The following is a 13046-nucleotide window of genomic DNA, read 5'->3' as shown; positions in this document are numbered from 1 at the left end:
AGTTCAAGGGCCTCGATTCGTTCAAGGGCAGGGCCTACCACACGAGCCAGTGGCCGCACGAAGGCGTCGATTTCACCAACAAGCGGGTCGCCGTCATCGGTACCGGGGCCACCGCGGTCCAGGCCATTCCCGAGATCGCGCAGCAGGCCAAGCACCTGACGGTGTTTCAGCGCACCGCCAGCTACTGCGTGCCGGCGCGCAACGGCAAGGTCGATCCCGAGGTGGCAAAGGCCCGCAAGGCCGACTACGACGGCGTGGTCAAGCGCACCCGCGAATCCTTCTTCGGCCACGAGCTCCACTTCATTCAGCAGTCGGCGCTAGCCGCCACGCCCGCGGAGCGCGAGCGCGAGTTCGACAGGATGTGGGACGCGGGTGGCTTCCCCTTCTGGCTCGGCAACTACAAGGACATATTCGTCAGCCAGGAAGCCAATGAGCTGTGCGCCGACTACCTCAAGGGCAAGATCCGCAAGGCGGTGAACGACCCGGCCGTGGCCGAAAGACTGATCCCCAAAGGCTACCCCTACGGCACCAAGCGCCAGCCGCTGGACACCAACTACTTCGAAACCTTCAACAAGGACAACGTGCTGCTGGTCGATGCCAGCACCGACGGCCCGATCGAGGAGGTCACGCCTAAGGGCATCCGCGCCGGCGGCAAGGAATACGAACTCGACATCATCGTCATCGCCACCGGCTTTGACGCGTTGACCGGCCCGCTGAAGAATCTTGGCATCAAGGGCCGCGGCGGCAGGTCGCTGACCAAGGAGTGGGAGGACGGCCCGGAGACCTACCTCGGCCTGACGGTCTCGGGCTTCCCGAACCTGTTCACGATCACCGGCCCGCAGAGCCCCTCGGTGATGTCGAACATGCCGGTGTCGATCGAGCAGCACGTCGAGTGGGTCACCGACTGCATCGACCACATGCGCCGCAACAAGCTCACGACGCTCGAGGCGACGCCGCAGGCGCAAGAGCAATGGGTCGCGCATGTCGCCGAGACTGCCAACATGACGCTGATGATCGGCGCCAACTCCTGGTACATGGGAGCGAATATCCCCGGCAAGCCGCGCAGGTTTCTGCCCTACCTTGGCCCGGAAGGCGTCGGCGGCTACCGCAAGAAGTGCGACGAGGTCGCGGCGAACGGCTACGAAGGCATCGCGTTTTCTTAAGCCGCCGAATCGAAGCGCCCAGCCCGTGAGGGTGCGTATCAAACTTTGCATGAGCCGCCCACTGCGAACCTGCACGGTGGGTGGTCGGGGGCTGGGGGCTAGAAACCCCCGGCTACCCGGCGTTCTTTCGCCCGCGCCAGTAGGCGGGCTTTTGCGCAAACGGAGCAATGGCCGAGACGACGAGTTCAGACGCCAAGACTGCAGACCGGCGCAAAAGACTTACTTCGCCGTCGGCATCGCAAACTCCGCCCCTTTGGGCGTGCTCTGTGGCCAGCGCTGCATGACCGACTTTTGCCGCGTGTAGAAACGCACGCCCTCCTCGCCGTAGGCGTGGGTGTCGCCGAACAGGCTCTTCTTCCAGCCACCGAAACCGTGCCAGGCCATCGGCACCGGAATCGGCACGTTGATGCCGACCATGCCGACCTCGATGCGCCGCGCGAACTCGCGCGCGACGTGGCCGTCGCGCGTGAAGCACGCCACGCCGTTGCCAAACTCGTTGGCGTTGACCAGCGCCACCGCCGCGGCGAGGTCGGGCACGCGCACGCAGCAGAGCACCGGGCCGAAAATTTCTTCGCGGTAGACCGTCATCGCGGGCGTGACGTGGTCAAACAAGGTGCCGCCGGTGAAGAAGCCCTCGGTGTGGCCCGCCACCGCGAGGCCGCGGCCGTCGACCACCAGGGTGGCGCCTTCGGCCACGCCCTGGGCGATGCAGCCCTCGATGCGCTGCTTGGCCTCGCGCGTGATCACCGGGCCCATCTCGATGTGCGGCTCCATGCCGTTGCCCACCGCCAGCGCCTTGGTGCGCGCGGCCAGCGCCGGCATGATGCGATCGGCCACGTCGCCCACCAGCACCGCGACCGAGATCGCCATGCAGCGCTCGCCGGCCGAGCCGTAAGCGGCGCCGATGAGCGCGTCGACGCTTTGCTCGAGGTCGGCGTCGGGCATCACCACCATGTGGTTCTTGGCGCCGCCGAGCGCCTGCACGCGCTTGCCGTGGCGCGCGCCGGTTTCATAAATGTGCTGCGCAACCGGCGTCGAGCCGACGAAGCTGATCGCCTTCACGTCCGGGTGCTCCAGCAGCGCGTCGACCGCCAGTTTGTCGCCTTGCACCACGTTGAACACGCCCGCCGGCAGCCCGGCGCGCGCGAGCAGCTCGGCCATGAACAGCGAGGCCGACGGATCGCGCTCGCTCGGCTTGAGGATGAAGGTGTTGCCGCAGGCCAGCGCCACCGGAAACATCCACATCGGCACCATCACCGGAAAGTTGAACGGCGTGATGCCCGCCACCACGCCCAGCGGCTGGCGCAACACCCAGTTGTCGATGCCGGTGGAGACCTGGTCGGTGAAGCCGGTCTTGAGCAAGTGCGGCGCGCCACAGGCGAACTCGACGATCTCGATGCCGCGCGTGACCTCGCCCTGCGCGTCGCTGAACACCTTGCCGTGTTCGGCGGTGAGCATCGCCGCGAGTGTGTCGCGCTGCTCGACCAGCAGTTGCAGGAACTTGTTCAACACGCGCGCACGGCGCAGCGGGGGCGTGTCGGCCCAGGCCGGGAAGGCAGCGTGCGCCGCCGCCACCGCGGCCTTGACTTCATCGGCGCTCGCAAGCGCCACGGTGCGCGCGACCTTGCCGGTGGCCGGGTTGAACACCGGCTGACTCCGCCCGCTGGTGCCAGGCACCGTGCGCCCGGCGATGAAGTGGCCGATCTCGGCGGTGGCGATAAAAGCTTCGGGCGCGCCCATGGTCCAACTCCTCGAGGTGCAATAGCTTTCAGGGTAGGCGCCGCCGCGTCGTCTGAACAGGCCATAAACGTGACTTCATTGTTCGTTTGGATGAACAATCGGGCATGAGTCCGTACCGCCGCCCGCAGGGCGAATGCTCCCGCGCGGCGCGACAGCGTGCAGCGCCAAGGGTGCATCGGTGAGCCTTCCTGCTGCGCCGCTGTGGCCCCATGTCCACGCCCTGGGCGTGATCGCGCAGCTCGGCAGCTTCACCCTTGCTGCGGCGCGGCTGGGGCTGTCCAAGGCGGCGGTGAGCCAGCGCGTGAGCGACCTCGAGCGCGCGGTCGGCGTGCCGCTGCTGCAGCGCACGACGCGCAGCGTGCGCCTCACCGAGGCCGGCAAGCAGCTGGTCGACGAGACGGCGGCGAGCTTTGCGCAGATCGAACAGAGCCTGCACGGCGTGCGCGACCTGGCCCTCGAGCCACGCGGCCTGGTGCGCGTCACCGCGCCGGTCGCGCTGGGCCGTCAACAGCTCGCGCCGCTGCTCGACGCCTTCTTGCGCGCATGGCCCGGCATTCGCGTCGAGCTAGATCTGTCCGACCGGCTCGTCAACCTGGCGCACGAGGGCTTTGACCTGGCCGTGCGCCACACCAGCGCGCCGCCCGACAGCCATGTGGCCTGGAAGCTGTGCGCCTCGCGCACGCTGCTGGTGGCGTCGCCCGCCTACCTGAAGCGCCGTGGCACGCCCGGGCATCCCAGCGAGCTGGCCGACCACGATTGCCTGCCCTACCTGCGCCCGGGGCCGGCGGTCTGGCCTTTCGAGCAGAAGCTTGCCAAGGGCCGCGCCGCTGGTGCCAAGCCCGCGCCCGAGCCCGAGCGCGTGCGCGTCACCGTCAGCGGCTCGCTGCGCGCCAACAACTCCGAGGTACTGCGCGACGCGGTCATGGCCGGCCTGGGCATCGCCTTGCTGCCCGACTTCAGCGCCGCGGCGGCGCTGCGCGCCGCGCGCCTGCGCGAGTTGCTGCCGAAATGGCGGCCGATCGGCTTCTTTGGCGAGGGCATCTATGCGCTGCGGCCGTGGAGCCCGCAGGTGCCGCGCGCCGTGCGCACCTTGGTCGCGCACCTCCGGCGCGGCTTTGGTGAAGGCTTCGGCGCATGAAAAAACAGCCCACCCGGTGAGGGGTGGGCTGGGGGAAGTCTTTCCGGAGAAAGACCTCGTTGCGACCGGTTGCGGCGTGCGGCTCGGGGATCCTTTGGTGGGTCGCCGGCTGCCCCGCAGGCCTGCCGAGCCCCCGCGGCGACCCGCAGTGCGTGGCTCAGCGCGCTACGCGCCCCAAGCCAAGGCGCTGACCGGTGGCAGGTGCGTCGACAGCGCCTGCCACCGATCGCCACCGTCTTCGCTGACCCAGAGGTTGCCGCTGGTCGATGCCATGGCCAGGCGCTCGCCGCTCTCGTCAACCACCAGCGCGTGGCGGTACACGAGGTCGTAGGCGGGTGCAGTCGGCAGGCCGCGCGCGAGCGTCTCGAAGCTCGCGCCGTGGTCGCGCGTGCGGGTCACGACGAGCCGGGCGTCGACCGGCACACGGCATTCGTCCTTGACCGCCGGCACGAACCAGGCGGTGCCCGGCTCGCGCGGGTGGACCGCCACCGCGAAGCCGAAGCTCGATGGCGCCACGCCTTCGATCTCGTGCCATGCACGGGCGCCGTCGCGGCTCAGGAAGATGCCGTTGTGGTGCTGCGCCCATAGCGTGTCGGGCGCGGCGGCGCATTGCACGACGCGGTGCGGGTCCTGCACGTTGGGGTTGTCGGCCACCTCGGGCGGCAGGTAGGCCGCGCGCATGCCGTCGGCCGCCAGGGACCAGTTCGCGCCGCCGTCCCGGCTGCGCCACACGCCGCCGCACGAGATGCCGAGCAGCAAGTGCTGGCTGTCGCGCGGGTCGACCAGGATGCTGTGGATGCCGGGGTGGTCGTAGCCGCCGCCGAACCATTCGCTGCGCTCAGCACGGTGCCAGAGCGACTCGACGAGCTGCCAACTGGCGCCGCGGTCGGCGGAGCGAAACAGGCCGCCCGGAAGGGTGCCGGCCCAGAGCACGCCGGGCTGCTCGGTGCCGCCCGCGGCCAGGCACCAGATCAGCTTCAGATCCCAAGGCGTGGGGTCGGCGCTCGCGGTCGGCTTGGCCGGATAGGCGGGTGCGGCGACCTCCTGCCAGCTCGCGCCGCCGTCGTCGCTGCGGCGCAGCTTGCAGCCGAAGTGGCCGAGATTGAGCGCCGCGTACACCGTGCCGTCGCGCGCATCGACGAGCACCTGGCTGACCGGGTCACCGAGAAAGTGCTCGCCCTCGGGCGCCCAAGTGCGCGCGCCGCGCTTGTAAGGCAGCAGGCCTTTGCGCGTGGCGACCCAGAGTTGATCCGACATGCTGCTTCTCCTTGCGGGGTGCGTGCTTCGAAGCTTGCCTCAACCGCCCGTCAATGCCTGCAACACATGCACCTCGGCGCCGGGCCGCAGCGCATCGCCGAGCCGAAGGCGGTCTTGGGCACGCCGACCGTCGATGAACACCGCCACATGCTGGCGCAGCGCACCCTGGTCGTCGAGGATGTAGCTGCGCGCCTGCGGCTGGTTCGCGAACACCTGCTCGAGCGCGTCGCCGAGCGTCGCTGCGTCGACCTGGTGGCGCGGGCAACTGAAGTGCCGCTGGAGGTGGGCGGTGAAGGTCAGCGTGACCATGGTCCGGCCATTGTGCGAGCGCCAAACGAGCCCGGCCAGAGCCGGCCGCGTCGGTGGTCGAGGAAGCACGAACGGGTCGCGCCCCATGGCGCGGCGCTTTCCTATTGCGTCTCGAGCTTCGCGAGCGCCGCCGCGTGCAGCTCGCCGGTGAAGAACTGGAAGTTGTTCCTGCCCCGGCGCTTGGCTTCGTACATCGCGGCGTCGGCGTGGCGCAGCAGGTGGTCGGCGCTGTCGCCGTCGGCGGGGTAGACCGCGATGCCGATGCTGGCCGTGACGAACAGCTCATTGCCGTCAATGATGAACGGCTGGGCGATATTGGCGGTCATGCGCCGCGCCACCCGTGCCGCATCGGTGCTCTGTTTCACATCGGCCATCAAGACGGTGAACTCGTCGCCGCCGAGCCGCGCGACGACGCGCCGCTCGGCCGAGACGGCTTCGTCGATGCTGTCGGCCCACACCGACTCGCGGCTGACGACGTCGGCGCCACGCACGCACTCGAGCAGCCGCTCGGCGGCCTGGCGCAGCAGTTCGTCGCCCACGCCGTGACCGAGGGCGTCGTTGACGCGCTTGAAGCGATCGAGGTCGATGAACATCACCACCACCGTGGAGCCGGCGCACCTGGCACGCTCGATCGCGTTGCGCACATGCTCCTTGAAGAACACCCGGTTGGGCAGGCGCGTCAAGGGATCGAACAAGGCGAGCCTGCCAAGCTCGCGAATGCGGTCCTCGGCCTCCTTGCGCTCGGTGATGTCCTGGATCGAGCCGAACAGGCGCACCACCCGACCCTCGGCATCGACTTCGGAGGCGCCCTGGTGCATGACGATGCGCTCGCCGGTCTGCGGATGGACGATGCGATGCTCGATCGCGAAGCGCCGCGGCCCCGCGCGCAGCAACGCGAGCTCGGCGCGAAGCTCATCGCGGCCAGCGGGAACGATCTTCGCCAGGAAGCGGTGCCAGCTCGGGCGGATCGAGCCGGGCTCGAGGCCGAGGATGCGGTACATCTCGTCGGACCAGTGGGCCGAATCGCGCTGCGGCTCCCAGCTCCAGTTGCCCAGGTGCGCGAGCTGCTGCGCCTCGGCAAGGCTGCGCTGGCTCTCGTTGAGTTGCACGATCTTTTGCTCCAGACCGTGCCGTTGCCGCTGGGCATTCTTGCGGTAACGGTCCAGGCTGCCGCTCATGCGCCACAAGGAGCCAAGCAGGTTGTCGATGTCCGAGCGCGCCTTGAAGTCCGCAGCCGAGACGGCCTCGCCCTTGGTGATGCGCCTGGCCACGCGCACCGCTACCTCGAGCGGCTCGGTCAGCCCGCGAATCATCTGGACCACGAAGGCTGCGGCGAGGCAGCTGATCAGCAGGGTGGCGACGATGACGACGCGCGTGTTGCGACTCGATTCTTCCAGGGCGCTGGCGATCGACGCGTTGAGCGTTCTCTCGGTGTCGACGTAGAGCGCGTCGATCTGTTGGCGGGCGCGCGTGACCTGCTCTCGCCGACGCTGCAGGTTGTCGATGCCCGGGTCGGCACTCACCGCGCCGTGGAGCTCGTCGAGGAAGGTGGCAAGGGCCCGCGTCGGTAGCTGGGACGTGTCGAGCTCGAACAGCCCGCGCGCGTGCGCCGCCGCCTCGCGCAGTTTGCCGGCTCGGGCCTTGGCCGGGCTGCCGGAATCGACGGCATCGGTCACGCCGTCGAGGAACGCGCGGTAGGAGTCGCGCAGCGCCCCCGCCTTGCCGTGTGCCTCGACGCGCTGATGCAGCTCGGCATCGCGATGCACCGCGTTCGCCGTCTGGAAGGCGAGCAGGGCCACCATCGGCAGCAGCAGCACGGCGAACTGCACGACGATGCGCCACTTCAATGAAGTGACCCGGTGGCCGGCACGCAGGGCCGGGCCGCTCAAGGCAGGGCTCCGATCACCCGCACATCACGCGGCACCAAGGTGTTTGATGCGGCCACGTCGGTCTGGGCGTGGCTCGCGCTTGCGCAAAGACCACCCGCCAGCGCGAGAGCCGCAGTGAATTCGACGTGCTCCAGTGGCCCCTCCCCTTTCAGCCGAGGGCCTGCATCTCCGTGCGGCCTCCGTGACGAAACTATACGTTTTCAAGCCTCCGGCCCGGCACGGCTTTGCTCCTGTCGACCGAGCAAAGCCGCACGAAAAAGCATTGCAAAGCGCCCGTTCGCGGCGCCCCGCAGCGAACGCCGAGCCCTCACGGTCGCGCCGGCTCGCGCGAGGGCGCGGGCCGCTGCGGCGAGGGGCCCGGCTTGCTTGCTTCTTTGGAGGGCAGCGCGTTGCCGCGCGCGGTCGGCGCGTCGGCGCGGACGCCGACGGTTGGCGGCCCGAAGCGCCAGATCGAGGCCTCGTCCCGCGCCGCGGCCAACAGCACGGCGCTGGCGACCGCGGCTGACACGGTTCCCCAGGTAAGAGCTTGCAGCGAGGCGTAGTTCATGGCGGCGTGTCGACCCCTGCGATGCGCGCTGGCGATCGATACCGAGCCTAGGCGATCGACCGGCTTTGTCCAAGCGCGCGGCGCAGAAGATAGTGACGAAATGCAGCGTTGCACAGCGTGCGCCCGCCGCAGCCCCGCGAGCACCACAATCGCGCCCACCATGCAACGTCGCGACCTTCTTGCCGGCCTGGGGCGCGGCGCCGCGGCACTGGCGCTCAGTGCCCTGTTTACGCGCGACGCCGGCAGCGGGGACGAGCGCGCCGCGGCGCTGTCTTCCCAGGATGATCCGTTCACGCTCGGCGTCGCCAGCGGCATGCCGCGACAGGACAGCGTGGTGCTGTGGACGCGCCTGGCACCGCGGCCGCACGAGCCGCTCGGCGGCCTGCCCGAGGCGCCGATCAGGGTGCAGTGGGAGCTGGCCGAAGACGAACGCTTTTCCATCGGTCTGCGGCGCGGCGACGTGCTCGCGCGTCCCGAGCACGCGCACAGCGTGCATGCTGAAGTCACCGGCTTGCCGAGCGGGCGCGAGTTTTTCTACCGCTTTCTCGCGGGCGACGCGGCCAGCCCGATCGGCCGCACCCGCACCGCACCGTCGGCCGATGCACCGGTGGACCGCCTGCGCATCGCGCTGGCCTCGTGCCAGCATTACGAGCAGGGGGCATTTCGGCTGCAGCGCGAGATCGCCGAGCGCGACCTCGACTTCGTGCTGTTCGTCGGCGACTATCTCTACGAGTCGAGCAACGCGCGCTACCGGGTGCGTGCCCACGAGGGCCCGGCGCCCACCACGCTCGACGGCTACCGCCAGCGCCACGCGACCTACAAGCTCGACCCGTCCCTGCGCGCCGCACATGCCGCGCATCCCTGGGTGCTGACCTGGGACGACCACGAGGTCGAGAACGACTACGCGAACGACGCCTCGCGCCGCCCGGGCGTCGATGCGCGCGCCTTCCTGCAGCAACGCGCCGCCGCCTACAAGGCCTACTTCGAGCACATGCCGGTCTCGCCCGCAATGCGCCCGGACGGTGCGGCGATGCGCCTGCACGAGCATTTCAGCTGGGGCCAGCTCGCCGACTTGTGGACGCTCGACAACCGCCAGTACCGCTCGGTGCAGGCCTGCAACCCACCAGGGCAGGCGGGCGGGCGCATGCTGCTCGACTGCGAGCGGCTCGGCGACGCCGAGGCCAGCATGTTCGGCGCCGCGCAGGAGCGCTGGATCGAAGCCGAGCTGGCGGGGAGCCGGCGCCAGTGGCGGCTGCTCGCACAGGGCACGCAAATCGCCCCCGGCGGCATCGAAACGACGCTCGGCCGCAGCCTCTACAGCGACGGCTGGGACGGCTACCCCAAGGCTCGCGCACGGCTGATGGAGGCCATCGCCGCACAGCCGCAGGGCGACGTGGTGTGCCTGGGCGGCGACATGCATCGCCACGTGGCGGCGCGGCTGCGCGCCGACCCGCTGGACCCCCACTCACCGGTGGTGGCCAGCGAGTTCGTGTGCAGCTCGCTCACCTCGCGCGGCGTCTCCGAGGCCGCCAACGCGCTGATCCAGGGCAGCAACCCCGACTTGCTGCACGTGCGCGGCGATGAACGCGGCTACATGCTGCTCGAACTCACGCCCGAGCGGCTGGCGTGCGAGATGCGTGCGACCGCGTTTCCGGTCCAGGCCGAAGCGAGGGTTCACACGCAGGCACGCTACGTGGTCGAGCGGGGTCGCGCCGGGCCCGAGCGCGACGGCTGAGCAGAACGGCTCGTCCCGACAGCCGGGTGTGCCTCCCTCCCCCGCTGGGCGAAGGCGGGGATGGGGGCCAGCCGATAGCGGCCACGGCGCCAACACCCGAGCGCTCCCCGATCTGCGCCGTGTCTCTCACACCGTCACGCACAACAAGCCGTCGTGCCCTTCGGCTTCGCCCTTGAAGGCGTGGCCGCGCGCGTTGCTCACGACGCGCGTTCGTGCGCGCCGCCTACCAGGTGGGTGTTCGACGACATAGTCCTGACGGCAATGCAGGTGGCCGTGCAGCCACAAGTCGGCATGGGCAAGCAGCTCATCGTCGGCATTGCAAAAACTCGCGGTGCTCGACTGCCGACCATAGCGCGGGTCGGCGCTGCGAAAGCTGGGCGCGTAGTGAGTGATCACCACCGTGGCATCGGCGTCGCTGGGGCGGGCGAGTGCTTCGGCCAACCATGCACGGCAGGCCAGCGCCTCGTCGCGCACCGCGGCGGGATCGAAGGGCTGGCCGTCGCGCGTGGCGCGCATCACCTCGACGAAATAGCGCGCGGCGCGCTGGCAGCGCTCACGCCGTGGCTCGCCGAACAGGTCGAAATCGCACCAGCGAATGGTGGCGAGAAAGCGCACTCTGCGCCCGTCGCGGCCGGTCAGCGTCAGCTCCTCGCGCTCGAGCAGGGTGATGCCGAGTTCGGCGCAGCGCGAGCGCAGCGTGGGCCATGTCTCGCGCAGTTCGCGCCGGTCGAACTCATGGTTGCCGGCCACGAACACCACCGGCACCGGCCAAGCGTCAAACCGTTCCAGCGCGCGCCACGAGGCGTCGATGTCGCCGGCCAGCACCAGCAGTTCGGCATCTGCCGCCGGTCTTAGCGCAACGTCCTCGGTTTCGAGATGCAGGTCCGACAGCAGTTGAAGGCGCATCGCGCGCGGCCCCGGCTCAGAACAGGCCCGCGCTGGGCCGCCCCCAGAGGATCGGGCGCTTCAAGAGCCCCGCAGTGGCCCGCGCGGGGCCAGTACGACGGTCCGTCCTAGGCGTCGCGCCCATGGCACTGCTTCCACTTCTTGCCGCTGCCGCAGGGGCAGGGGTCGTTGCGGCCGACCTTGGGGCCGGTGCGGCGCACCGTCTCCACCTTGAGCCGTTCGCCGCGCGCCAGGTCGGCCAGCGCAACGACGTTGCCAACCAGGTCTTCGATGGCTTCGTCCATGCCGCGCAGCGGATGCTCGGCATCGAGCGCCTTGGCGAACGCGAGGTCGTCGCCGCTTTGCTCGGGCAGGTGACGGCGCACGCAGGCGAGCAAATCCGGCAGCTCGGAGTCTTCGAGCGACTCGAGCGCAGGGAACTGGTTGAGCGCGTGTTCGAAGCCGATCGCCCAGGGCGCGAACGCCGGTCCGATGGCGGCACGGCCTTCGATCGGCTTGCCTTCATCGTCATCGGGCTGCATGACCAGCGGGTCGAACCAGGCGTCTTCGCGCAGTTGACGCTCGAGCACGGCGTGATGACGCGCCAGCAGCGCGAGCAGCCGCTCGTGCTTGGCGGCATGCCAGCCGGGGGTGTCAGGCGTGAGCGCGGGCGGGGCGTCGGGCCGCTCGGTATCGCCGAAGTTCCAGTCGAGCACCGGCGGCAGCCACTGCTCGATGTCGATGACGAGTGGCTGCGCGAGCACGCCGCACAAGTAGCCGTCGAGCATCACCGCGTCGAGCGGCTCGCGCGGCTCGGGCACGGCCGCGAGCAGGTCGTCGAGCTCGGTGATCTCGGGGTCGGTGAGGGGCGCGGGCGAGGAGGGCGATGACATGCGACGGATTGTCCTATGGCGCATGACCAAGGCCGCTCGGAGGCGGCCTTGGTCATGCGCCTGCGTGGGCTGGCGCTGGCGGGCGCAGTGGTGGTTACCGGCGGGCTCGGCCAGGCGTTGGGAACCGTTAACGCTCAGGCGGACAGCCGCCGCTCGATCTTCTCGCGCGTGGCCGACAGTTCTGCGGGCAGGTGGTAGGCGAGCTGGGTGAACAACTCCTTGTGCAACTGCATTTCCTGCTGCCATGCCGCCTTGTCGATGCCGATCACGCTGTTGAACTGCTCGGGCGTGAAGTCCATGCCGCGCCAGGCCAGGTCTTCGTAGCGCGGGCTGGTGCCAAACACATGCTCCACGCCCTCGGCCTGGCCTTGCACGCGGCCGAGCATCCACGCGAGCACGCGCATGTTCTCACCGTAGCCGGGCCAGACGAACTTGCCGTCGGCGCCCTTTCTGAACCAGTTGACGCAAAAGATCTTCGGCAAGGTCGCGCCGCTCGCCTCTAGCTTGTTGCCCAAGCTCAGCCAGTGCTGGAAGTAGTCGCTCATGTTGTAGCCCATGAAGGGCAGCATCGCGAACGGGTCGCGGCGCACCACGCCCTGAGCGCCGGCGGCAGCGGCAGTCGTCTCCGAGCCCATGGTGGCGGCCATGTACACGCCTTCGACCCAGTCGAGCGCCTCGGTCACCAGCGGCACCGTGGTCGAGCGCCGGCCGCCGAAGATGAAGGCGTCGATCGCCACGCCTTCGGGCGAGTCCCAGTGGTCGTCGAGCACCGGGTTGTTGGTGGCGGCCACGGTGAAGCGCGCGTTCGGGTGCGCCGCGGCTCGTGGCTTGCCACCCACGCCGGTGTCCAGAGCCAGGGCCGGCGTCCAGTCCTTGCCCTGCCAGTCGATCAAATGGGCGGGCGGCGTGTCGGTCATGCCTTCCCACCACACGTCGCCGTCGTCGGTGAGCGCCACGTTGGTGAAGATCACGCCGCGCGTGAGCGACGCCATGCAGTTCGGGTTGGTCTTGTCGTTGGTGCCCGGCGCCACGCCAAAGTAGCCGGCCTCGGGGTTGATGGCGTAGAGCCGGCCGTCGGTGCCCGGTTTGATCCAGGCGATGTCGTCGCCGATGGTGGTGACCTCCCAGCCGTCGAAGCCGGCCGGCGGAATGAGCATGGCGAAATTGGTCTTGCCGCAGGCGCTCGGAAACGCCGCGGCGACGTGGAACTTGCGCCCTGCTGGGTTCTTGACGCCGAGCACCAGCATGTGTTCGGCCAGCCAGCCCTCGTCGCGCCCCATGGTCGAGGCGATGCGCAGCGCGAAGCACTTCTTGCCCAAGAGGGCATTGCCGCCGTAGCCCGAGCCGTAGCTCCAGATCTCGCGCGTTTGCGGAAAGTGGACGATGTACTTGGTGGCGTTGCAGGGCCAGGACACGTCCTTTTGCCCCGGCGCGAGCGGCGCGCCCACGCTGTGCATGCAGGGCACGAAGTCGCCGTCCACGCCCAGCAC

11 protein-coding genes are annotated in these 13046 nt (G+C 69.5%); 3 read left to right on the top strand and 8 right to left on the bottom strand.

Annotated elements, in window-relative coordinates; translation table 11 throughout:
• Positions 1–1163, top strand: a 1163-nt coding sequence (locus tag RMO12_RS04485) for an NAD(P)/FAD-dependent oxidoreductase (RefSeq protein WP_309638363.1), incomplete at its 5' end; no start/stop codon positions are given.
• Between the two features lie 219 nt (positions 1164–1382).
• Here the strand turns inward: RMO12_RS04485 and RMO12_RS04480 are convergent.
• Positions 1383–2903, bottom strand: coding sequence for a CoA-acylating methylmalonate-semialdehyde dehydrogenase (locus RMO12_RS04480; RefSeq protein ID WP_309638362.1), 1521 nt, complete (start codon positions 2901–2903; stop codon positions 1383–1385).
• 178 nt (positions 2904–3081) lie between these two features.
• Here RMO12_RS04480 and RMO12_RS04475 point away from each other — a divergent pair, with 178 nt between their 5' ends.
• Positions 3082–4041, top strand: coding sequence for a LysR family transcriptional regulator (locus RMO12_RS04475; protein ID WP_405029618.1), 960 nt, complete (start codon positions 3082–3084; stop codon positions 4039–4041).
• A 165-nt stretch (positions 4042–4206) separates the two neighbouring features.
• Here RMO12_RS04475 and RMO12_RS04470 read toward each other — a convergent pair whose 3' ends face one another.
• The 4 genes from RMO12_RS04470 to RMO12_RS04455 form a co-directional block, all read right to left on the bottom strand.
• Positions 4207–5298, bottom strand: coding sequence for an exo-alpha-sialidase (locus tag RMO12_RS04470; RefSeq protein WP_309638360.1), 1092 nt, complete (start codon positions 5296–5298; stop codon positions 4207–4209).
• A 39-nt stretch (positions 5299–5337) separates the two neighbouring features.
• Positions 5338–5607, bottom strand: coding sequence for a MoaD/ThiS family protein (locus RMO12_RS04465; RefSeq protein ID WP_309624161.1), 270 nt, complete (start codon positions 5605–5607; stop codon positions 5338–5340).
• A gap of 101 nt (positions 5608–5708) precedes the next feature.
• Complete coding sequence (locus RMO12_RS04460; RefSeq protein ID WP_309638359.1) at positions 5709–7496, bottom strand: sensor domain-containing diguanylate cyclase; 1788 nt, start codon at positions 7494–7496, stop codon at positions 5709–5711.
• Between the two features lie 307 nt (positions 7497–7803).
• The gene (locus RMO12_RS04455) at positions 7804–8043 is read right to left on the bottom strand and encodes a hypothetical protein (RefSeq protein ID WP_309638358.1); all 240 of its coding nucleotides are present in this window, start codon (positions 8041–8043) and stop codon (positions 7804–7806) included.
• Positions 8044–8203: 160 nt separating this feature from the next.
• On the opposite strand from RMO12_RS04455, the gene RMO12_RS04450 reads away from it, so the two are divergent.
• On the top strand, positions 8204–9778 hold the full coding sequence (locus tag RMO12_RS04450; RefSeq protein WP_309624158.1) for an alkaline phosphatase D family protein: 1575 nt from the start codon (positions 8204–8206) through the stop codon (positions 9776–9778).
• Positions 9779–9904: 126 nt separating this feature from the next.
• On the opposite strand, the gene RMO12_RS04445 is transcribed toward RMO12_RS04450, so the two are convergent.
• The 3 genes from RMO12_RS04445 to RMO12_RS04435 all read right to left on the bottom strand — a co-directional run.
• Entirely contained in the window at positions 9905–10684 is a 780-nt protein-coding gene (locus RMO12_RS04445) for a metallophosphoesterase (protein ID WP_309624157.1), read from the bottom strand.
• A gap of 107 nt (positions 10685–10791) precedes the next feature.
• The gene (locus RMO12_RS04440) at positions 10792–11556 is read right to left on the bottom strand and encodes a UPF0149 family protein (RefSeq protein WP_309624156.1); all 765 of its coding nucleotides are present in this window, start codon (positions 11554–11556) and stop codon (positions 10792–10794) included.
• A gap of 134 nt (positions 11557–11690) precedes the next feature.
• Positions 11691–13046, bottom strand: a 1356-nt coding sequence (locus RMO12_RS04435) for a phosphoenolpyruvate carboxykinase (GTP) (protein ID WP_309638357.1), incomplete at its 5' end; no start/stop codon positions are given.

It is taken from the genome of Methylibium sp., from assembly GCF_031393925.1.
In the GTDB taxonomy this organism is placed as follows: Bacteria; Pseudomonadota; Gammaproteobacteria; order Burkholderiales; family Burkholderiaceae_C; genus Methylibium.
This window is presented reverse-complemented; position numbering and strand designations above follow the sequence as displayed.